Below are 21,751 nucleotides of genomic sequence, written 5' to 3'. Positions count from 1 at the left end.
GATCGGAATTCAAGGTGCTGCAGTGCAAAAAGCTACGGATCGGGCCGGAAATCAGCCCTCGCCGATGATCCGAGCGTAACCCGCGCGCGACAGGTTCGAGCCGCAGGCAATGATCCCGACCTTCTTACCTGCCATCTCGGCCGCGAGCGGACCTGTCAGCGCGGCGAAGCTGGCGGCACAGGCCGGCTCCACCATCAGGCCCAGGGAATCGCTGAGCGCGCGCATGGCGTCGATCATCGTGCCGTCGGCAAGCGTCACCATGCGGTCTACATGCTCGGCCGCCGCGGCGAATGTCAGCGGCTCGGCCCGCGAGGCGGCGAGGCTGACGGCACAGGTGTCGACGGTGTCGAGCTGTAGAGGCTGACCCGCCTCCAGCGACCGGGTCATGGATGCGGCACCCTCCGGCTCCACCCCGATAATCTGGGTCATCGGGCAGAATTGCTTGAACGTGCGGGAGATGCCCGCGATCAGCCCGCCGCCTCCGACCGGCACGATCATCGCGTCGAGCTCGGGCAGGTTGTTCGTGATCTCGTAGCCGCAGGTCGCGGCCCCCAGGATCATGTGCGGCGTGTCGAACGGGTGCAGTTTGGTGCGCCCGGTCTCCTGCGCCAATTGGTCGAGCAGGGCGAGGTCGGTGCGCGCGCCCGGTGTCCGTCGGATCGTCGCGCCCAGATCGTCACAGCGGGCGACCGTGCGCGCGTCCGCGGCCTCGGGCATCACGATTAGTGCGTCGATCCCCTCGCGCGCACAGGCGGTGGCGACGGCGAAGGCATGGTTCCCGCCCGAGGCCGCGATCACACCGGCCCGACGTTCGGCACTGCTCATCGCATCGATGGCCAGCAGCACGCCGCGGGTCTTGAAGCTGCCCGCCTGCTGAAACAGTTCGAGCTTCATCCAGACCTGCGCGCCCTTTGGCAGCAGGTTGGCGGCGGGCCCGTGGGTCAATTCGAGCAGTGGCGTCTTCACGATCCGCCCGCGCAGGCGGCGGGATGCGCCGTCGATCTCCCTCAAGCTCGGCAAGGCCGGGTTACTTTGCGAGCCGCGCATGAACCTCATCGAGATCGATCTCCTTCACCGGAGGGTTGCGGTTCGGCTCCTTGGCGTACTTGAACAGGTTGAAGTCGCGCCGGTAGATGTCCTGCATGATGTAGTTCGACAGGTCGTCGAAATAGTCTTCGATCGGAAAGGCCTGCTTCGGCCCGTGGTCCGCGCTCTCGTTGAACCGGGGGATGCTGTCGAGGTCGACTGGATGGGCCACGTCGATATTGTCCAGCACCACCCGCATCCCATCGTTGAAGCGCTCGATCGGGAAGATATGGCTGTAGCGCCCGCCATTGCGCACCATCGTCGAGGCATGGCCCGCGCAGGCCGACCAGTGGATGTCGGGGTCCATCGGCTTGCGGAACCGAATGGTGTCGCGCACGAACAGCAAGAACCGGCGAAAGCTCTTCACCTGGTCGAAATCGCCCTCGACATCGACGCCGTAGCGCTTCGTCAGCATCGGCACGAGGTTGCCGCGATAGCGCTTGCCGTTGCGCTGGATGCCCGCGATCTTGTCGAAGAAGGAGCTCAGCACCCGCGTATAGGGGTTGCGCACGGCGGTGAAGGCGTAGATCTCGCGATCCGTGACGGCCTTTTCCAGCAAGGGCTGGCTCGCCTCCAGCGCCCATTTGTGAATGCCGTCCTTCGCGTCGTGGATGTCCCCGTCGAAGAACTCGCCGTGATCGGAATAGTACATGATCTGCCCGATGGTCGAGCAGGCGCATTTGGGCACGACCCGGTACACGACCGAGCCGCTCTGCGTCATCCAGGTGCCGGGATAGGGCATGGGTGCCTCACACGCTGTTCCCCTTGGTAAGACCCCGCGGGACGGGCGGAGTCAAGGCGGCGCCCCTTCGCCCTTGCCCCGACCCGCGCCAGTCGGCATCAAAGGGCGATGGTCCAGATCGCCTACATCCTGCTCTGCCACAAGAACGCCCCTGGCGTGATCCAGCAGGCCCAGATGCTGACGGCGCATGGCGACCGGATCGCGATCCACGTGGACCGCAATGCCGATGACGCCGTGTGGGCCGCGATCCATGCGTCCCTGAAAGACGATCAGAACGTCGTCTTCGCGAAGCGGGTACGCTGCGGCTGGGGGGAGTGGAGTCTGGTGCGCGCCACGCTCAATGCGCTGCACGCGGCGCGCGACGCCTTCCCCGATGCCACGCATTTCTACTTCATATCGGGCGACTGCATGCCCGCGAAACCGCGCGCTTGGATCGCCGACTTCCTCGAACGCAACGACCGCGATTTCGTCGAGCATCACGACTTCTACGAAAGCGACTGGATCAAGACCGGCATCAAGGAGGAGCGGCTGCACTACCGCCACTTCTTCAACGAGCGCAAGCGCAAGCCTCTGTTCTACGCGGCACTTGGCGCTCAGCAGGCGCTGGGCCTCAGCCGCCCGGTGCCGCAGGGGCTGCGGATCATGATCGGCTCGCAATGGTGCCTGATGCGGCGTCGGACGGTGGACCGCGTGCTGGACCTGATCGCCAAGCGGCGCGACATCCCGCGCTTTTTCTCCACGACCTGGATTCCTGACGAGACCTTCTTCCAGACTCTCGTCATGCACGTCACCCCGCGCGAGGAAGTCGTCAACCGGCCCATGACCTTCCTCGCCTTCTCCGATTACGGGATGCCGCTGGTTTTCCACGACGACCATTACGACCTGATCCGCGGGCAGAGCCATCTCTTCGTGCGCAAGGTGTCGGAAAACGCGAAGACCCTGCGCGAGCGTCTGCGCGTCCTCTACGCACAGCCGATGGAAGCGATCCGGACCTCCGACACGGCGTCGAGCCTCTATCGCTACGTGACTGGACGCGGGCGGGTCGGGCGCCGCTACGCGCCGCGCTTCTGGGAACGCGGCGGCCAGATCGGGCGCGGTAACGAGGTGCTGGCCGCGGTGTGCAAGAAGTACCACGTTGGCAAGCGCTTCACCTCCGCCGCCGCGCGCTCGGGCGGCCCGCCGGGACATGGCTACGTGTTCGACGAGGATTCGGGCGTCCTGCCGCCTCTGGGTGGCATCGAGGGCTCGTTGGCCAAGCGGGGGCGCCACCGGCGCGCGATGCTGCGGCTGTTGTTCGAGTATCACGGGACGAACCGCCTGATGATCTGCGTCGACCCCAACAACAGCGACGCGCTGCGCGACCTTCAGGGCGACCAATGCATCCTGCGCGTGCTGGAGATCGCGACCGAGATCGACGACGAATACCTGCTAGGCCACGCCCACCGCGTCGGCCTGCTGCCGCCCGAGGCCGGGCTTGCGGAGGCGGGGCCGCTCCTGCGCACGCTCGACCGGCAATGGCGCGACGACAGCGACGCGCTGCGCGACCTGGGCTTGGCGCATTTCTACGCGATCGGCCCGCGGGACGACGAGGACGTCGTGGCCGAACGGATCGCCCGCTTTCTCGACATTCCCACCGATCGCGCACGGAAACTGGTCCGCGACGACCTGATATTCGACTGACAGGAGTGACCGATGCCCTACGCCTATGACGATCAGAACATCTTCGCGAAAATCCTGCGGGGTGAGATTCCCAACAAGACGGTGATGGAGACCGAGCATTCGCTGGCTTTCCACGACATCGCACCTCAGGCACCCCAGCACGTCCTCGTGATCCCGAAAGGGGCCTACGTGACCTTCGACCATTTCGCCGCCGAGGCGACGGAGGCGGAGATCACCGATTACATCCGCACGATCGGCGAGGTCGCCCGCCGGATGGGCGTGACCCCGGATGCGGGGGACGGCTACCGGATGCTCAGCAACGCGGGCCAAGACGGCCATCAGGAAGTGCCGCACCTGCACGTCCACATCTTCGCCGGCAGCTTCCTGGGTCGGATGATCGACGTGCCCGGCCACGGCGACGGCTGAGGCCGGTTTTGCGGAGTGGTCCACGGCCCGGCCCCAGTGCCGGGGCCGCGCTCCTCAGCGCATCCACAACCACGCATCGCGCAGGCGGCGGCGCAGGACCGCCTCGTCGGCGACATCGCTGTCTCCGACCAGCGCCCGCACCTCCGCCCCGCCGCCGCGATAGAGCATTCGGTGAAAGGCGGGGTGCCGCTTCAGCAGCTTCTTGAGCCGGGGCCGCGCCGCCGCCGCCTCGATCCTGTCGATCACCGCCTGCGGCTCCCGCGCATAGGCCAGCGGCAGCGTCCGCCAATGGCAGGTCACGTCGCCATCGAGCCCGTCGATCCGTCGCACATCGCCTCCTGTCGCGCGGATCGCCAGCGGCAGCGCCACCTGATCGAGCCACGGGTCCAGCGATTGCCCTTCCAGCACTTCTTCCGGCGCATCGCGGATCGCGGTCGCATATCGTGCCCAGGCTTCCCCGAACCGGCGCGGACATGGACCAAATACCCAGCCGGCGTTGAAATAGGCCCAATGATCCCATCGGTCTGGCGGCACGGTTGGATCGGTCAACGGTTTCAGCCCGAACCGCGCATAAAGGTCGCGCCAGATCTCCGCCCGTGTCGGGCCTTCCGGCAAGACCTTCGGCCAACTCGGACCGCGCCGAAGACTGGCCGTCGGACGGTCGAAATCGAAGGCGACGCCATCCATCCCGCGCAGGAACACCGTATCGCTGTCGAAGAACACGAACGGCTCGGCCTCCGGCAAGGCACCCAGCGCCTCGATCTTGTTGCCATGCGGGTAGGTCGCGCCGAAATGGCGGCTCTCGAACGTGACCATCCGGTCTGATCGGTCCACCAACCAGTCACGCAATTCGCCCGCGACCTGTGGGTCCTCGGGCCAGAGCGGCCCCGGCGCCGGTTCCGCGATCCACAAGCGGAAGCCGGGTGCGGGCACCCAGGTGGCGACGGCGAGCGCGGCCTCGAACGCCACACGCCCGGCCTGTGCCACCATCACCACGTTCACCGCCATCTCGCGCCCCAAGAACCGTTTGCGTCACCCCGACGCTTACAGTAAGAGACCTGACGACGCACCCATAGCTCAGCTGGATAGAGCGCTGCCCTCCGAAGGCAGAGGTCTGAGGTTCGAATCCTCATGGGTGCGCCAGTTTCCCCTCACGCTGGACGAATCGTTCCTGTGCATATGCCGAACCCGATGCGGTAGCCTTTGCCCTGCGCGTGTCCGTGCAGCGCCAGCGTGTCGCCGTCCTCGATGAAGCGCCGCTCGGACCCGTCGGCGAGCGTCAGGGGCCGCTCTCCACCCCATGTCATCTCCAGCAGCGAGCCGCACTGGTCCCGCTCCGCCCCCGAGATGGTGCCGGAGCCGAGCAGGTCGCCCACCCGCATCGGACAGCCTGACGACGCGTGATGAGCCAGTTGCTGCGCCGGGGAATAGTAGAGCCCGCGCGCGTTGGTCCGCGCGATGATCTGCTCCTCGCCACCTTCGGGCGTCAGGCTCACGGCCAGCGCGATGTCGTGGTTCATCGGCCCCGGTTCGACCAGATGGTCGAGCAGCGGCACTTCCCGCTGCGGGCCCGTCACGCGAAACGGCTCCAACGCTGCCGCGGGCACGATCCAGGGCGAGATGCTGGTGGCGAACGCCTTGGCCTGAAAGGGGCCGAGCGGCACGTATTCCCATGCCTGGATGTCCCGCGCCGACCAGTCGTTCAGCAGCACGTAGCCGAAGATCGCGGCATCCGCCTCGCCCACGCTCAGCGGCCCGTCCGAAGGCTGGCCGACCACCGCGCCCAGTTCCAGCTCGATATCGAGCCTCGCGCTGGGCGCGAAGACCGGCATCCCCTCGCCACCGGGCCGGATCTGACCGTGCGGTCTGCGGACCGGCGTGCCCGAGACCACAACGGAGGATGCGCGGCCATTGTAGCCGATGGGCATATGCAGCCAGTTCGGCGGCAACGCGTTCTCCGGCCCCCGGAACATCGTGCCGACATTGGATGCATGCTCCCGGCTGGCGTAGAAATCTGTGTATTCGGACACCGTGAAGGGCATCAGCAGCCGAACGGCGTCCAGCGGCACCAGATTCTGCGTCAGTTCCCCCTCCCGCGCGCTGCCCTCGGCCAAAGCGGCCTGCAACTCCGTCCGGAATCGCGCCCAGACCTCCGGGCCGGCCGCCATGAAGGCGTTCCAGGACGGCGCCTCGAACAGCCCGTCCGGCAGGTCGAGCGCAATCGCCCCTACATCCAGCACGAACGCCCCGATCGCCACGCCACAGCGGGCGCCGCGCCCATCCTCGAACACACCGCAGGGCAGGTTGTTGAGCGGGAACGCACCATTGGGGTCGTTCGCGCCACCGATCCAGGAGCGCATCAGCATCAGCGCCCCTCCTTGGTGCCGTCGAACTTCTTCTCCAGCGAGGTCCAGCAGTCGATGTAGTCGTCCTGAAGCGGGGCTTCTTTCGCGGCGAAGGGGGTCAGGTGCTGCGGGAAGCGGGTCTCGAACATGAAGGACATCGTCTCCTCGAGCTTCACCGGTTTTAGCTCCGCTTCGGTCGCCTTCTCGAACGCCTCGCGATCTGGGCCGTGGGGCAGCATCATGTTGTGCAGGCTCATTCCGCCGGGGACGAAGCCCTGAGGTTTCGCGTCGTACTGGCCGTGAATGTTGCCCATCAGCTCGGACATGACGTTCTTGTGGTACCAGGGTGGGCGGAACGTGTCCTCGGCCACCATCCAGCGGTCGCGGAACAGCACGAAGTCGATATTGGCCGTCCCTTCCACCGCCGAGGGCGCGGTCAGCACGGTGAAGATCGACGGGTCGGGGTGGTCGAACAGGATCGCGCCGACCGGGCAATAGGTGTTGAGGTCGTATTTCACCGGCGCGTAGTTGCCGTGCCAGGCCACGACATCGAGCGGGCTGTGCCCAATCTCGGTCTCGTGGAACTGGCCCGCCCATTTGATCGTGACGGTCGAGGGGACCTCGCGATCCTCGAACGCGGCCACCGGCGTCTTGAAGTCGCGCCGGTTCGCCATGCAGTTCGCCCCGATCGGCCCGCGACCGGGCAGCGCGAATTTCTGGCCGTAATTCTCGCAGACGAAGCCGCGGCAGGGTCCTTCGACCACCTCCACCCGGTAGACGAGGCCCCTCGGCAGGATCGCGATCTCCTGCGGGGCGATCTCCATGACGCCGAGTTCGGTGCAGAACCGCAGGGTGCCCTCCTGCGGCACGACCAGCAGCTCGCTGTCGGCGGAGTAGAAATAGGCGTCCTCCATGCTTTGTGTGACGAGGTAGATGTGGCTCGCCATGCCGACCTGCGTGTGGACGTCGCCCGCCGTGGTCATCGTGCGCATGCCCGTCAGCCAAGTCAGCGCCTCGTCCGAGTGGGGCACTGGGTCCCAGCGATATTGGCCGAGGCTGGTGACGTCCGGATCAACCAGCGGCGCGCTCTTCCAATAGGGCAGCTCTATCCGCCGGAAGCGCCCGGTATGACGGACCGAGGGGCGGATGCGGTAGCACCATGTCCGCTCGTTCTGATGCCCCGGCGCGGTGAAGGCGGTGCCCGACAGCTGCTCACCATAGAGCCCGTAGGCCACCTTCTGCGGCGAGTTCATCCCCTGCGGCAGCGCACCGGGCAGGGCTTCCGTCTCGAAATCATTGCCGAAGCCGGGCATGTAGGAAAGGTCGCTCATCTTGTCCTCCGTCGCTGCATCCGGGATATTGGTTGGAAATGTAACCAACAAGCGGAGCGTCGAGTGGACGGGGACGATTTCGAGATCGCGGATTTCCTGCCCTACATGCTGAACCGCGCGGCGGAGGCGACGGGGCAGGGCTTTTCGCGGCACTACAAGGATCGCTACGGCATGCTGCGCACCGAATGGCGAGTGCTGTTTCATCTGGGCCGCTACGGTCCCATGACGGCCAGCGCCATATGCGCGCGTGCCGATCTGCACAAGACTAAGGTCAGCCGCGCCGTCGCCGCGCTGGAAAGCCGTCGCCACGTCGCGCGCGAGGTGCAGGAGGAAGACCGCCGCAACGCGACGCTGTGCCTTACGCGGAGCGGCGCTGCGATCTATGCCGACCTGACGGAGGAGGCCCGCCGCTACGACGACCGCCTCGCCGCCCGTTTGACGCGGGAGGAAGCGCGCATCCTGCGATCCTGCCTCGCGCGGCTGGCGGAACGGGGGACGTGACGCGAGATCCGCGCTTGGCTATCGCTGGGAGGGCAAATCGATAGCAAAAGGCGATCACTCGTGACCTTCGACCAGATCAAGACCTTCCTCTGGGTCGCCCGGCTCGGCGGCTTTCGCAAGGCGTCCGAGCGGATGCACCTGTCCCAACCCGCGATCTCCAACCGGATCGCGACGCTGGAGGACGAGTTGCGCGTCCAGCTCTTTGAGCGTGGGCCGGGCGCGCTCGTCCTGACACGGCACGGGCAACTCCTGATGTCCTATGCCGAACAGATGCTGTTCGTGGAGGAGGAGATCCGCCAGCGCGTCGCGAATCCCTCCGATACGGAAGGCCTGTTCCGCGTCGGCGCGTCGGAGACGGTGGCCCAATCCTGGCTACCCGACTTCCTGACCGCGTTCTCCGCCCGCTACCCGCGCGTCGATCTGGACCTGACGGTCGACATCTCGCTGAACCTGCGCGATGCCTTGGTTGAGCGTCGGCTCGACATCGCCTTCCTTATGGGACCGGTCTCCGAATTCTCCGTGGAGAACGCGAGCCTGCCGCCCTTTGACCTCGGCTGGTATCGCGCTGCCGGGGCAGAGCCTAAGGAACTCGGCGCCGAGCCCGTCATCTCCTACTCCTCCCGCACGCGCCCCTACCGCGAACTGATGGCTGAGCTGTCGCGCCGGGTCGGGCCGAAGGTTCGGGTCTACACCTCCGCCTCCCTGTCGGCGAGCCTGCGGATGATCGCCGCCGGCATCGGCGTCGGGCCCTATCCCAGGACGCTCGCCGCCGATGCGGTTGCGGCGGGACGGATCGTCGAATTCGACGCGGGGCTTGCCCCGATGACGCTCGATTTCACGGCGTCTTGGCTGACCGAGCCGCGCAGTTTCCTCGCGGAGACCGGGGCAGAGATCGCGCAGGATGTGGCGGCGTCTTGGATGCGAGAAACCTCCGACTGATAGAGTCATTCTATCGCATCTAATCAGAATTGATAATTTGCACGGATAGTCTCCGTCATGGAACCTTCATGTCAGACCCATGAAGGTGCCGCATATGACCACCCATTCCGAGCTCAAGGACCTGTCCGCCGCGGACGTTCGGCGCGTGATCCGCGCCGGGGACTATCGTGGTCACACGGCGGGTCTGGCGGCGGGCAAGCTCCAGTGCAATATTGCCATACTCCCTGAACGGCATGCACTGGACTTCCTGCGGTTCTGCCAGCGCAACCCCAAGCCATGCCCCGTCGTGGGCGTCGGCGACAGCGGGGATCCGCTGTTGCGTACGCTTGGGCGCGACATCGACATCCGCTCCGACGTGCCACGCTATCACGTCCACCGCGACGGCGCCCTGACCGACGAGGTCACGGATATCGGCGAGCTTTGGACCGACGACATGGTCGCGGTGGCGCTGGGTTGCTCGTTCACCTTCGAGATGGCGCTGATCCGGCACGGCATTCCCGTCCGCCACCTAGAGGCGGGGCGCAACGTGCCGATGTACCGCACATCCATCGCGCTGAGCCCGGCAGGACCGTTTCGTGGCGACATGGTCGTGACGATGCGGCCAATTCCGGCCCGCGACGTCGCGCGCGCCGCGACGATCTCCGCACGGTTCCCGCAGGCGCATGGCGCACCGATCGCGGTGGGCGATCCCGCGGCGCTGGGCATCCCGGACCTCGCCACCCCCGACTGGGGCGAGCCGGTGGAACTGCGATCCGGCGAGGTGCCCGTCTACTGGGCCTGCGGGGTGACGCCGCAGAACGTGCTGCTGAACGCGCGCCTGCCGCTCTGTATCACCCATGCCCCCGGCCACATGCTGATCTCGGATGTGGATGAAGAAGCCGAGACGACGATCCTGAAAACCGACTAGAAACGACCCGACAAGGAGACTGAGATGATGCGCAAGACCCTGACGATCCTCGCGGCCACGACCGTGCTCGCGGCCCCTGCCACCGCCGAAACCCTCGCCGTGGTGGGCAGCTGGTCGAGCCTGCCGCTCCATAACGAGTACGAAGCCCCCTTCTGGACCGAGACGCTGCCCGCCGCCTCCGACGGTGGGATCGAGGTCGAACTGACCACACACAACCAGATGGGGCTCGGCCTTGGCGACGTCTATCCGCTGCTGGGGCAGGGGGTCTACGACGTCGCGATGACGGTGGCCGATTACGCGGTCTCCGATGCGCCGGAACTGGAGGGCCTCGACGTGCCGCTGGTGGCGCTCAGTGCCGACGAGGCGCGTGCGATGGTCGACGCCGCCCGACCGATGGTCGCGGATATCTACCGTGAGCGCTTCAATTCCCACGTTCTCGCCATCGCGCCCTACCCGCCCCAGGTCGTGTTCTGCAATGCCGAGATCGATGGCCTAGACGACATGCGGGGGCTGAAGGTCCGCGCCTCGGGCCGGATGACCGCCAAGCTGCTGGAGGCGCTGGGCGCCGAGGGCGTCAACGTCTCCTTCGCCGAGGTGCCGGGGGCGCTTCAGAACGGCGTCGTGGACTGTGCCGTCACCGGCGCCGGCTCGGGCTATTCCGCCGGGTGGTGGGAGGTCTCCACGCACCTCATGCCTCTGCCCCTCGGCGGCTGGGATCCGGTCGTCACCGCGATCAACCTCGACCGTTGGAACGCGCTGTCGGCGGAGATGCAGAGCCTGATCGAGAGCGAGATCGCCACAGGCTTCGAGGATCCCGCCTGGGCCACCGCGCAGGACGCGCTGGTCAACGATATTGCCTGCCTGACCGGCAATGGCGACTGCCCGGCGGGCGACGCCCGCGACATGGTTCTGGTCGAGGCGAGCGACGCCGATTTCGAGCGCGCGCGGGAGATCCTGACCACCGAGGTGCTGCCCGACTGGGCCGAGCGCGCGGGCGCGGACTGGACCGCCCGCTGGAACGACAGCGTCGGCGCAACTGTCGGCGTGACCATCGAGTGACCGCCGCGCCGAGGGAGGAGACGAGCCAATGGAACTGAGGGTGATCGAGGCGCTGAGACGTCTCAACCGCCTCATCGCCCTCATCGTGGGGCTGGGCCTTCTGGGATGCGCGGGCTTCGTCGTGCTCGACATCGTGGCGCGCCAGCTCGGCTCCTCCTTCGGAGGCACGGACGAGATCGCGGGCTACGCCATGGCGCTCGCGACCTCCTGGGGCATGGCCTACACGTTGCTGGAACTGGGCCATGTCCGCATCGACCTGCTGCGCGGGCGCTGTGGCGATACGTTGCGCGCACTGTTCGATGTCTTTGCGATGGTTGTGATGAGCGCCGTGATCGTCGCCATCGCGGTCAAGGCGTGGCCGGTGCTCGCCCGCTCCCTCGCCAACGGGTCCACTGCCAATACACCGCTCGAAACCCCGCTCGCCTGGGTACAGCTCCCCTGGTTCGCGGGCTGGGTCTGGTTCGCGCTCATGTCCTGCGCTGTCACCCTCGCCGCGTTGTCGCTGGTGCTGCGCGGACGCGGGGTCGAGACCGAAAATTTCGTCGGCGCCTTCGCCGAGGAGGATTTGCTGTGATCGCCTACATCTCCGCCGGGCTGCTGGGCCTGCTCGCGCTGTCTATTCCCGTCGGGATCGTTCTGTTCTTGCTGGGCTTCGGCATCGATGCCTTCTTCTCGTCCTTCCCCCTCAGCCGGGGGCTGGGCAACATGGTGTGGAGCTCGTCGAACTCCGCCACGCTGATCGCCATCCCTTTCTTCGTCCTGCTGGGGGAGGTGCTGGTCCGCTCCGGCGTCGCCACCCGGACATATGCCGCGCTCGATCGCTGGGTCAGCTGGCTGCCGGGCGGGCTGGTCCATGCCAATGTGGCGACGGCGACCATGTTCTCGGCCACCTCGGGCTCTTCCGTCGCGACCGCGGCCACGGTGGCGACCGTCGCCATGCCGCAGGCGGAGAAGCTGGGCTATGACCCCAAGCTGTTCTCCGGCGCCATCGCGGCGGGCGGTACGCTCGGCATCATGATCCCGCCCTCGATCAACCTGATCGTCTACGGCTTCCTGACGCAAAGCTCGATCCCGCAGCTCTTCCTCGCCGGTCTGGTGCCGGGCATCACTCTGGCGCTCGCCTTCATGGCGGTTACGGCGGCGCTGTGCCTGTGGCGACCCGCGCTGGGCGGGCAGCGGCGGACCTTCCCTCTGTCGCAGATGCTGCGCGCGCTGATCGACCTGGTGCCAATCCTGATCCTCTTCGCCCTCATCGTCGGCTCGATATATCTGGGCTGGGCCACCCCGACCGAGGCGGCGGCGGTCGGCGTCGCGGGGGCGCTCGCCGTCGCCGCGCTGTTCGGTGGCGTATCCTTGTCCATGCTACGCGAGGCCCTGCTGGGCACCGTGCGCATCACCTCGATGATCATGCTGATCGTGATCGGCGCATCCTTCCTGAACTTCACGCTCGGCTCCGCCGGGCTGGGGCGGGAACTGACGGCCTTCATGAACGGCCTCGGCCTCGGCCCGCTCGGCCTGATTTTCGTGGTGGTCGTGCTCTACATCGTGCTCGGCTTCTTCATCGAGACGCTGAGCCTGATGGTCGTGACCATCCCGATCATCGTGCCGCTGGTTGTGGCGCAGGGGTACGACCCGATCTGGTTCGGCATCCTGATGATCGTGTTGATCGAGATGGCCCTGATCACCCCGCCGGTGGGACTGAACCTCTACGTCGTGCAGGGCGCGCGCAAGTCCGGCACGCTGGGAGAGGTCATGCTGGGCGCCGCCCCATACTGCCTGACCATGCTGGGCATGGCGTTCCTGCTGATCGCCTTCCCCGCCATCGCGATGTGGCTGCCCGAGGCGCTGCGCTAAGGCGGCCCGCTGCGCAAGTCGGCCGGTCGCCCGCTAGGCGGCGCGGCCGGATCGGCGCTCAGCATGTCCGCCGAATCCCGTCGGCACGTGTTGCGCGGCCTCTGCCGACCCCGATCAGACCGATCTGGCGTGCCGACCGCCCCAATCCGCTGGGGGCTCGCGAAAGCCGAGCCATCCGCACGGCAGGCGCGGCTCCGATCACAAGCGTCGCGCCACGATTTCTTTCGCTCCGTTCCGTAGCCAACCGCACGGACCCGGCATCGCAGCCGATTATGCTGCGCCGCGAAGCATCCCCACCAACGCAAAGGACCCCACATGCCCGTCACACTGACCCGAGGTCCCAAATCCGCCGACCAGGCACTCGAGGACGAAATGTTCGGTGGCAACCTTCTGTTCCACCGCGATGTCTTCGGAACCGCCGACGAACACACGCTGGATGAGGTCGTGGACCGGCTCGGCATCACCCACCTGCGCTATCCCGGCGGGGCGGTCACCGAACACACCTTCGATGTGAACAATCCAGACGCGACGTCCGGCATCGACAACAAGGGCAAAGAGGTGACCCTCATGCCCGTATCGGACTTCGTCGCCGAGGCGAACGCACGCGGTTTGCCGATGACGTTCGTCCTGCCCAGCAATCCCGCCTTCGTTCAGTCCGTCTCTGTCTATTATGTCGATGGCAAGGAAAAGGTGCATGTGACCGGAGAGGCCGTCGACTATGCGGGGCTCGAACAGGTGTTCGCCTATGCCAAGGACCTGATCGACGGCAAATACGGCGCGATCGGCGATGCGGTGTTCGAGCTGGGCAACGAATTCTACGACCAACACGTCAATGCGCACGACCATGTCTACGGCGAATATGCCAACGCACTGGCCATCATGATCGACGACTACGCGAGCCAGAAGGGCGTGCGCGACCAGATCACCATCGCGGTACAGGGCGGTCGAAGGTCCGGGGATACCGCGATTCAGGAGCATAACCAGGCGATCATCGACCAGTTCGAGCCCGAGGGTTTCGCCGCGATCGATGCGGTGATCCAGCACTACTATCCGAACAAACCTCATGCGCTCTCGGCTTCGAGCAACAACCAGACGCGCGCGGATTTCATGGACGATTGGGAAGCGGCCGCCGGCAAGCCGCTGCAATTCCATGTCTCCGAATGGAATGTCGGATCGCCGGGAGGTCTCGACGGCCTGCTGCAGGTCTCGATGCTCGCCGACTTCCTCGAATTCTTCCAGCGAAACGGGGTGGACCGTGCGAATGTCTGGCCACTGCAGCAGAACAACGAAAACGATCTGGCAGGCGAGCCGGGCTCGTCCGAATTGACGCTCGCGGGCGAGTTCTTCCAACTCGCCAGCCATACGCTGACCGGCAAGACCTTCTACGATAGTGCTGTTTCGGGGACGACCGCGCTGAAGGTCAAGCATTTCGAGGACGATGACGGCAACATCACGCTGATCCTGACCAACACGACAGCCGAGACATTCCAAGAGCAGATCTCGCTGACCGACATGATCGGGCCTTACGGAACGGCGGTGCTCGCCACGCTGAACGCACATAACGGCGGAACCAATGCCTTCGAGGATCACGAAGCCGAGGCGCACCTGAACCTCGCGAATATCGATCTGACGGATGGCAACGGCACCATCACCCTCGACCCCTACGCGACCACCTTCCTCACCATCGCCAAGACGGCCGGGCTCGACCTGCAATCCGATCTCGATATCGGCGAGCACAGCGGTGAGAGCGGCGACGAGATACTGACCGGCAGCGCCTTTGGCGACCGCATCGACCTCGGCGCGGGCGACGACACGGTTCATGGCGCGGGCGGCAATGACACGCTGATCGGCGGGCAGGGCAACGACGAATTGCACGGCGGCGCGGGTGACGACATTCTTCTGATGCGCGCGGGGGGCGATCCGACTGACCACACCGTGCTCTATGGCGGCGAGGGTGCCGACATCTTCCGCATCGAGGCGGGGGCCACGAATTTTCACATCGCCGATCTGAATCCGGACGAGGATCGGGTGGAGATCGTCGGCCAGCTACTCTCCGAAGGTCAGCAGGGGCAGGACTGGGTCGCATTCCCGGTTTCGACCCCGTATCCCGGACATCCCTACGAACACCTGAAGATCCACGCGCGGTCGGTCTGGTTCACCTACGAGACCCCCGTCATCGAAATCGAAGGGGTCGACTATCACGCGGGCTTCGAAATCCATCTGCTGGATGACGACGCGACCTTCTTCGTGCAGCGCGGACATCGCGGCATTCACCCTGACAGTCTATCGCCGCTTCTCGACCCGAGAATCCCCCCTGCCATGGATTACTGGCGAGAAGTCGCAGAACCGGGCCAGCTGCTGGAAGGCAGCGATCAGGACGACTACCTGCGTGGGGATACGACTTCCGACATCCTGAACGGCGGTCTGGGCTCTGACCGGCTTTATGGCGGGGACGGGAATGACCTGATCCTGGGCGGCGTCGGCGATGACATCCTGAGAGGCGAGGACGGCGACGACCTGCTGATGGGCGAGGCGGGTCACGACTGGATCTCTGGCGGGCAAGGCGACGATACGGTCTATGGCGGCGCCGAGGATGATCGGCTCTACGGTGGCGCGGGGGCTGATCTGCTGTCCGGCGATGCTGGCATCGACCGGATCTACGGCGAAGACGGCAATGACAACATCTATGGAGGAGACGGCGACGACTGGCTTTACGGTGACGGTGGCGACGACATCCTGGGCAGCGGCGCAGGCAATGACCGGCTCAAGGGCGGTCGCGGCCACGACCTGTTGCAGGGCGGACTGGGCGATGACCGGCTCTATGGCGAGGACGATGACGACCTGCTTGACGGCGGTGCCGGGACCGACTGGCTCTATGGCGGCAACGGGCGCGATACGCTGGTTGGCGGCGAGGGGAACGACCGGCTCGACGGCGAACGCGATGACGATTACCTGGCGGGCGGTTCGGGCGACGATCAACTCGATGGCGACTACGGGAACGATACGCTCCACGGCGGCGACGGGGCCGACCGCATCGAAGGCGACTACGGCAGTGATACGCTCGATGGCGGCGATGGCGACGATACGCTCGATGGCGGCTATCAAGACGACCAGCTTGCCGGCGGACGCGGCGACGACCGCCTCGAAGGCGGATACGGATGCGACACGCTCGAAGGCGGCGACGGCGCGGACCTCGTCGATGGCGGGTACGATGACGACGTTCTGTCGGGAGGCGCCGGTGCCGATACGCTGCAAGGCGATTACGGAAATGACACGCTGATCGGTGGGAGCGGAGCCGACATCCTCGACGGCGGCTACGGTACCGATACCTTCGTCTTCGCATCGGGTGACGGTAGGGACACCATCACCGGTTTCGAAGCGGGCGACGATCTCATCGATCTCGGGGCGCATGGCCTGACGGATCCCGATCGTCAGTCCGCGGCGATCGCGGAGCAGGGGATAAACATCCTCATCGACCTCGGCCCCGACACCATCCTGATCGAGGACGCGACACGCGCCGAGGTCGAGGCCGCGATCCTGTGGTAGCCATCCGGTCCGCCGGGGCATTTGCCCCCGCCAGATTGGCGGAGTAGACAGGAGGCAGATCGCGCAGACGGCAGGAGGGGGGCCGGACATGACGTTCTGGGACACTCTCGACAGGCTCTATTGCGGTCCTGCGCCGCTGCCCGATGCACTGGCCGGGGCGTGGAATCTCGACCCCGCGTTGCTTGCGGGGCTGGCGCTGCTCGCCTTCGCCCTGCGCGGATCGCGAGCAGGGCTGGTGGGCGTGGCGGTGCTCGTACTCGCCTTCGTCTCGCCGCTCTGCGCTTTGTCCTCGGCGCTCTTCTCCGCCCGCGTGGTGCATCACGTCCTGCTCGTGGCGGTGGCCGCCCCGCTTCTGGCGCAGGCCTGGCCGGGTCGGGCGGCACGCGGACCGACCGTTCCTCTCCTGGTCGCGACGGCGACGCTCTGGGCGTGGCACCTGCCCGCGGCCTATGACGCGGCGCTGTCGAACGTGGCGGTCTACTGGGGGATGCAGCTCTCCCTGCTCGTCACGTCCGTCTGGTTCTGGCGCGCGGCGCTGCACTTCGACACCCCGCCAGTGCATGCCACGCTTGCCATCCTCGGGGCGTGGATGCAGATGGGCCTGCTCGGCGCGCTCTTGACCTTCGCGCCCGACGCGCTCTACGCCGCGCACCAGTCCGCGCCGCTGGCCTGGGGGCTGAGCCCGCTGGCCGACCAGCAGCTCGGCGGCCTGCTGATGTGGGTGCCTGCGGGCCTGCCCTATGCCCTGTTCGGGGCGCGCGCAGGACTGGCCGCGTGGCGCCGGACGGCCCCCGCATGATCGAGGTCCTCGTCCCCGCCGTCCCGCATCTCAAGGCGCTGCATATCTCGATGCTGGTGATCTGGTGCGCGGGCCTTTTCGCGCTGCCAAACCTGCTGGCGCGGCACGAAGGGGTCGTGGCGCAGGACGATTACACCCGCATCCGACGGCTCACTCATTACGGCTATATCGGCATCACGACGCCTGCGGCCGTGCTCGCCATCGGGTCCGGCGGGCTGTTGATCTTCGTGCGGGAGGTGTTCGAGCTGTGGCTCTTCGCCAAGCTGGTGGGGGTTGCCGCCCTCGTCACCTTCCACGTCTGGGTCGGGCGGACCATCGTGGCGATAACGCAGGTTCCGGGCGTCCACCGCGCACCCGCCGCGCGCCTGCCGCAATGGATCCTCACGGGCATCGTGCTGATCATCCTGACGCTGGTGCTGGCCAAGCCCGAGCTCATCGAGATCCCCGTTCCCGGCTGGCTGAGCGAACCGAGGGGCGTTCAGCTGCCCTTCGATGTTCCCAGACGATAGGCGAAGACGAGAGCCCCGCCATGCCAGCCCGTCGCGATCACCAGCAGCACGTTGAACCCGGACAGAAGGATGCCGTAGGGCAGCACCGCGCTTTCCCACCCGTCGAGGCGGTAGCCCCAGTTCGCGCCCAGCATGGACAGCAGGAACACCGCGATCACGAAATGCGTCCAGACCGGCGCACGCATGCGGATGCCGCGCACGAGTGCCATCTCCGCCATGCCGGTCACGCCCGCGGCGAGGCCGAACAGGAACGCGGTGCCTGCCGCCCAGATCGCGGCCCGCGCCCAGAACGCCTCCCCCGACAACCAGTAGAGCGCATCGGCCCCGAAACAGCAGAAGGTCAGCGCGACCGGAAACGACACGCTCATCGCGTGCAGCGGATGGCCCCAGATGCCCATGCGCGACTCGGTCTCGTCATAGCCGGGAAGCTGGGTGATCGGGTTCACCAGCTCCTCCTCGGGGCGCTGCTCCATCTTTTCGGTCATCGGGGCCTCCGCACGGGGTTCGGCGTCATTCTGGCGCTTTCGCTCGCGGGATGCGAGGGCACATTCTCCACCGTCGATCCCGCCGGTCCCGCCGCGCGCACCATCGCGACGCTGTGGTGGGTGATGCTGGCGGGCGCCACGCTGATCTTCGCCTTCGTCATGGTCTTGCTGACGCTCGCGTTCCGTCGGCAGGGGGCGGCGACCCCCCGCACCTGGATCGTTGGCCTCGGCCTCGCCTTCCCGATGAGCGTGCTGGCCGCGCTGCTCGCCTACGGCCTGATCGTGGGAGAGGTGCTGCTGCCTCGTCAGGGACCGGAAGTCGTCACTGTCCGGGCCGAGGCGCGCCAATGGTCGTGGGAATTCGGCTATGCGGATCGCCCTGGAGAAACGACGCGAGAGATCCTACACATCCCCGCCGGGCGTCCCGTGGATGTGGAGATCACGACCCGCGACGTCATCCACAGCTTCTGGGTGCCGCGCCTCGCGGGCAAGCTCGATGCCATTCCCGGCCATGTGAACGTGCTGAGGATCGAAGCCGACGCCCCCGGCGAATATGGCGGCATCAGCTCGGAATACAGTGGCCCCGGCTACCGCGCCCACGGCTTCCTCGTCATCGCCCATGATGCCGAAGGCTGGGCCGCCTTCCTCGCAGGAGACCTCGAATGAAGAGCGCGATCCGCCGCCACCACGCGCTCGACCGAATCTGGGCGTCCGATCCTGGCTGGCGCGGCTGGTTCACCACCGTCAGCCATACCGACCTCGGCCGCATGTTCTTCTGCGCCGCGTTCTTCTTCTTCGCAGTGGCGGGCGTGCTCGCCATGCTGATCCGCGCGCAGCTCGCCAGTCCGCGGTCCGAGTTCCTCGGCCCCGAAGGCTACGCGCAGGTCTTCACCATGCACGGGACCATCATGATGTTCCTGTTCGCGATCCCGCTCTTCGAGGGGATGGCCGTCTACCTGCTGCCCAAGCTGCTCGGCTCGCGCGACCTCGCCTATCCGCGCCTGACCGCCTACGGCTTCTGGTGCTACATCCTCGGCGGCTCGATGCTGATCTTCGCATTGGTCGCGGGCATCGCGCCCGACAGTGGCTGGTTCATGTACCCGCCGCTCAGCGCCTCCGCCGCTTCGCCCGGCATCAACACCGATTTCTGGCTGCTCGGCATCACATTCGTCGAGATCTCGGCCATCTGCGCCGCGGTCGAGATCACGGTGACGATCCTGCGCTACCGCGCGCCGGGGATGCGGCTGTCGGACATGCCGATCTTCGCCTGGTACGCGCTGGTGACGGCGGTGATGATCCTGACGGGCTTCCCCCCGATGATCCTCGGCTCCGTCCTGCTGGAGCTGGAGCGCGCCTTCGGCCTGCCCTTCTTCCAGGTCGATGCGGGCGGCGACAGTTTGCTGTGGCAGCACCTGTTCTGGCTGTTCGGCCACCCGGAGGTCTACATCATCTTCCTGCCAGCGGCGGGCGTGGTCTCGACCATCCTGCCGGTCATGGCGCGCACGACAGTGCTCGGCTACGGGTGGATCGTGGCGGCGGCGATTGCGCTCGGGGTGCTCAGCTTCGGGCTGTGGGTCCACCACATGTTCACCACCGGCATCCCGCATATGGGGCTCGCCTTCTTCTCCGCCGCCTCGACACTCGTGGCGGTGCCGACGGCGGTGCAGATCTTCGCGTGGATCGGCACCCTGTGGAACGGCGAGCCGCGGCTGAACCTGCCGATGGGCTACATCCTCGCCTTCTTCGCCACCTTTGTCATCGGCGGGCTGACCGGTGTGATGGTTGCGGTGGTTCCCTTCGACTGGCAGGTGCACGACACGCATTTCATCGTGGCGCACCTGCATTACGTGCTGGTCGGCGGCTTCGTCTTTCCGATGCTGGCGGCGGTCTATTACTGGCTGCCGCACGTGACCGGGCGGCGTCGTTTCTTCAAGCTGGGCGAGACGGCGTTCTGGCTGGTGGTGCTCGGCTTCCACGTCACCTTCCTTGCCGTGCATTGGGTCGGACTGCTGGGAATGCGGCGGCGCACCTGGACCTATGACGAGGGGCAGGGGTGGGAGGCGATCAACCTCGTTTCCTCCATCGGCAGCTTCGTCATGGCCATCGGTTTCGTGCTGATCCTGATCGACGTGGTGGCGAACGCCATCGTCTCGGCCCGCGGCTCGCGCGACCCGTGGGGGGCGGGCACGCTCGACTGGGCCATGCCCACGCCGCCGCCGTCCTACAACTTTCTCAGCCTGCCGCGCGTCTTGGGGCGCGATCCGCTCCATGCCGACCCGGATCTGCCGAACCGCATCATGCGGGGTGAGGGCTATCTTGGCGACTGTCCGCGCGAGCGGCGCGAGACGTTGACCCTCGACCCGGCGAGCGGGGAGCCCGCCTATCTCGTCGTCTATCCCGGCAACACCGCCCTGCCGCTCAAGATGGCGGCGGTGACGGGCCTGATGTTCCTCGGCATGCTGCTCAAGCTCTACTGGCTCGTCCCGCTCGCCGCGCTGGGCGTGCTCACGATGGTGCTGCACTGGGTCTGGGGCTTGGGCCGTCGAGGGGAGGAAGGGCCGCTCGATGTCGGCCACGGCCTCGCCCTGCGCCCGGCGAGCGAGGTGCCCGATCCCCCCGGCTGGTGGGGAACGCTGTTCCTGCTGCTGGCCGACGCGACGCTGTTCGGCTCCCTGCTCTTCGGCTTCGCCTTCCTGTGGACCGTCGCGCCGAACTGGCCGCCGCCCGAATGGCTGGCGCCGGGGCTGCTCTGGCCGCTCCTGAGTGCCCTTGCCGCCACCGTCGGTCCCCTGTCGCTGCGACTGGCACTCGCCCGCCCCGGTGGCATGGTGCCGCTGGCACTGGCGGCGCTCGGCGGAATGGCGCTCGCCGCCGCCGCACTCGCCCTGTTCGTCGCGATGCCCGACCCCACGCGCCACGCCTATGACGCGACGCTCTGGGTGATCGGCGGATATGTCGCGCTGCACGCCACGATCGCCGCGATCATGGCGGGTTTCCTCGCCGTCCGGGCCATGCGCGGCTATCACGGCCCGCGAAAGGACGGGGAGGTCCGCACGGCCCTCCTCTGGACCGACTACACCTCCGGCATCGCGGTCGTCGGCCTCGGCGTCGCGTTCCTCAGCGGATGGCTGACATGAGGCAGATCCTTGCCCTCTCCCTGCCGTTGACGGTCTGGCTGGCGAGTTTCAGCGCGATCTACGGGTTGCAGGGCCTGACCTGCTCGCCCCGCTGGCCATTCGGCGAGGGTCTCGCCCGACCCGCCCTGATCCTCGCCGCGCTGGCGGCGGTTGGCCTGCAGGCGGCGCTGGTCGTCCGCGCCCCGAGGGGGGAGGGGCTGATGCCACGCACGACCCTGATGCTGAGTATTGTTTCCTTGGTTGCGATCATGTGGACGTCGCTACCGGCGGTCTTCCTTACTCGCTGTGGTTAGCGCAGCGGCGGGCCGTGGTGCGGCGATCCATCCGATGTGCATGGCACTTTATGCCAACCAAATCCGTCAAACCTACGAGCGTCGCGCCTCCACCGACAAAATCGCCGTGCCGGGGGGCGGCCCGGCGATGCGC

Annotated in this window: 20 protein-coding genes and 1 tRNA gene; 15 read left to right on the top strand and 6 right to left on the bottom strand. The window is 66.6% G+C overall.

The genetic code is table 11. The features are described from left to right. Positions 1-51 precede the first annotated feature (51 nt). Positions 52-966 carry a threonine/serine dehydratase gene (locus RX333_RS02470; protein ID WP_316013328.1) on the bottom strand — a complete coding sequence of 305 codons (915 nt, stop codon included), beginning with the start codon at positions 964-966 and terminating at the stop codon, positions 52-54. A gap of 61 nt (positions 967-1,027) precedes the next feature. Continuing rightward, positions 1,028-1,828, bottom strand: coding sequence for a sulfotransferase family protein (locus RX333_RS02465; RefSeq protein ID WP_316013327.1), 801 nt, complete (start codon positions 1,826-1,828; stop codon positions 1,028-1,030). 108 nt (positions 1,829-1,936) lie between these two features. On the opposite strand from RX333_RS02465, the gene RX333_RS02460 reads away from it, so the two are divergent. Both RX333_RS02460 and RX333_RS02455 read left to right on the top strand, forming a co-directional pair. Next, positions 1,937-3,508: a DUF5928 domain-containing protein gene (locus RX333_RS02460; RefSeq protein ID WP_316013326.1), complete on the top strand. Its 1,572-nt coding sequence runs from the start codon at positions 1,937-1,939 to the stop codon at positions 3,506-3,508. 12 nt (positions 3,509-3,520) lie between these two features. Then, on the top strand, positions 3,521-3,913 hold the full coding sequence (locus RX333_RS02455) for an HIT domain-containing protein (protein WP_316013325.1): 393 nt from the start codon (positions 3,521-3,523) through the stop codon (positions 3,911-3,913). Positions 3,914-3,967: 54 nt separating this feature from the next. Here the strand turns inward: RX333_RS02455 and RX333_RS02450 are convergent, their stop codons facing one another. Beyond that, complete coding sequence (locus RX333_RS02450; RefSeq protein WP_316013324.1) at positions 3,968-4,921, bottom strand: hypothetical protein; 954 nt, start codon at positions 4,919-4,921, stop codon at positions 3,968-3,970. A gap of 58 nt (positions 4,922-4,979) precedes the next feature. Here RX333_RS02450 and RX333_RS02445 point away from each other — a divergent pair. Continuing rightward, a tRNA-Arg gene (locus RX333_RS02445) sits at positions 4,980-5,056 on the top strand. A gap of 8 nt (positions 5,057-5,064) precedes the next feature. Here RX333_RS02445 and fahA read toward each other — a convergent pair. Continuing rightward, positions 5,065-6,282, bottom strand: a complete 1,218-nt coding sequence (gene fahA, locus RX333_RS02440) for a fumarylacetoacetase (protein WP_316013464.1) — start codon at positions 6,280-6,282, stop codon at positions 5,065-5,067. Further along, positions 6,279-7,589 carry a homogentisate 1,2-dioxygenase gene (gene hmgA, locus RX333_RS02435; protein WP_316013323.1) on the bottom strand — a complete coding sequence of 437 codons (1,311 nt, stop codon included), beginning with the start codon at positions 7,587-7,589 and terminating at the stop codon, positions 6,279-6,281. Before hmgA ends, fahA begins: the two co-directional genes overlap by 4 nt. A gap of 63 nt (positions 7,590-7,652) precedes the next feature. On the opposite strand from hmgA, the gene RX333_RS02430 reads away from it, so the two are divergent. From RX333_RS02430 to RX333_RS02390, 9 genes are all read left to right on the top strand, one after another. Then, on the top strand, positions 7,653-8,090 hold the full coding sequence (locus RX333_RS02430) for a MarR family winged helix-turn-helix transcriptional regulator (protein WP_316013322.1): 438 nt from the start codon (positions 7,653-7,655) through the stop codon (positions 8,088-8,090). 60 nt (positions 8,091-8,150) lie between these two features. Continuing rightward, on the top strand, positions 8,151-9,029 hold the full coding sequence (locus RX333_RS02425; protein ID WP_316013321.1) for a LysR family transcriptional regulator: 879 nt from the start codon (positions 8,151-8,153) through the stop codon (positions 9,027-9,029). Positions 9,030-9,123: 94 nt separating this feature from the next. Next, positions 9,124-9,936 carry a putative hydro-lyase gene (locus tag RX333_RS02420; RefSeq protein WP_316013320.1) on the top strand — a complete coding sequence of 271 codons (813 nt, stop codon included), beginning with the start codon at positions 9,124-9,126 and terminating at the stop codon, positions 9,934-9,936. A gap of 27 nt (positions 9,937-9,963) precedes the next feature. After that, positions 9,964-10,995 carry a TRAP transporter substrate-binding protein gene (locus RX333_RS02415; protein ID WP_316013463.1) on the top strand — a complete coding sequence of 344 codons (1,032 nt, stop codon included), beginning with the start codon at positions 9,964-9,966 and terminating at the stop codon, positions 10,993-10,995. A 28-nt stretch (positions 10,996-11,023) separates the two neighbouring features. After that, positions 11,024-11,569 carry a TRAP transporter small permease gene (locus RX333_RS02410; protein WP_316013319.1) on the top strand — a complete coding sequence of 182 codons (546 nt, stop codon included), beginning with the start codon at positions 11,024-11,026 and terminating at the stop codon, positions 11,567-11,569. Continuing rightward, positions 11,566-12,849: a TRAP transporter large permease gene (locus tag RX333_RS02405; protein ID WP_316013318.1), complete on the top strand. Its 1,284-nt coding sequence runs from the start codon at positions 11,566-11,568 to the stop codon at positions 12,847-12,849. The genes RX333_RS02410 and RX333_RS02405 overlap by 4 nt, the downstream gene beginning before the upstream one ends. A gap of 315 nt (positions 12,850-13,164) precedes the next feature. Continuing rightward, positions 13,165-16,395: a hypothetical protein gene (locus RX333_RS02400; RefSeq protein WP_316013317.1), complete on the top strand. Its 3,231-nt coding sequence runs from the start codon at positions 13,165-13,167 to the stop codon at positions 16,393-16,395. 88 nt (positions 16,396-16,483) lie between these two features. Then, positions 16,484-17,194, top strand: coding sequence for a cytochrome c oxidase assembly protein (locus RX333_RS02395; protein ID WP_316013316.1), 711 nt, complete (start codon positions 16,484-16,486; stop codon positions 17,192-17,194). Beyond that, positions 17,191-17,703 (top strand): CopD family protein, encoded by a 513-nt coding sequence (locus RX333_RS02390; RefSeq protein WP_316013315.1) that lies wholly within the window; start codon positions 17,191-17,193, stop codon positions 17,701-17,703. The genes RX333_RS02395 and RX333_RS02390 overlap by 4 nt, the downstream gene beginning before the upstream one ends. Here RX333_RS02390 and RX333_RS02385 read toward each other — a convergent pair. Next, positions 17,673-18,188, bottom strand: coding sequence for a DUF2231 domain-containing protein (locus tag RX333_RS02385; protein WP_316013314.1), 516 nt, complete (start codon positions 18,186-18,188; stop codon positions 17,673-17,675). The genes RX333_RS02390 and RX333_RS02385 overlap by 31 nt on opposite strands. A gap of 123 nt (positions 18,189-18,311) precedes the next feature. Between RX333_RS02385 and RX333_RS02380 the strand changes: the two genes are divergently transcribed. From RX333_RS02380 to RX333_RS02370, 3 genes are read left to right on the top strand one after another with little or no spacing between them, the layout of a single operon-like run. After that, the gene (locus RX333_RS02380; RefSeq protein WP_316013313.1) at positions 18,312-18,854 is read left to right on the top strand and encodes a cytochrome B; all 543 of its coding nucleotides are present in this window, start codon (positions 18,312-18,314) and stop codon (positions 18,852-18,854) included. Beyond that, positions 18,851-21,325 (top strand): cytochrome c oxidase subunit I, encoded by a 2,475-nt coding sequence (gene ctaD, locus RX333_RS02375; protein ID WP_316013312.1) that lies wholly within the window; start codon positions 18,851-18,853, stop codon positions 21,323-21,325. The genes RX333_RS02380 and ctaD overlap by 4 nt, the downstream gene beginning before the upstream one ends. Next, entirely contained in the window at positions 21,322-21,618 is a 297-nt protein-coding gene (locus tag RX333_RS02370; protein WP_316013311.1) for a hypothetical protein, read from the top strand. The genes ctaD and RX333_RS02370 overlap by 4 nt, the downstream gene beginning before the upstream one ends. The last annotated feature ends 133 nt before the right edge of the window (positions 21,619-21,751 follow it).

The sequence above is a fragment of the Roseobacter sp. HKCCA0434 genome (genome assembly GCF_032464675.1).
Taxonomy (GTDB): Bacteria; Pseudomonadota; Alphaproteobacteria; order Rhodobacterales; family Rhodobacteraceae; genus Pontivivens.
This window is presented reverse-complemented; position numbering and strand designations above follow the sequence as displayed.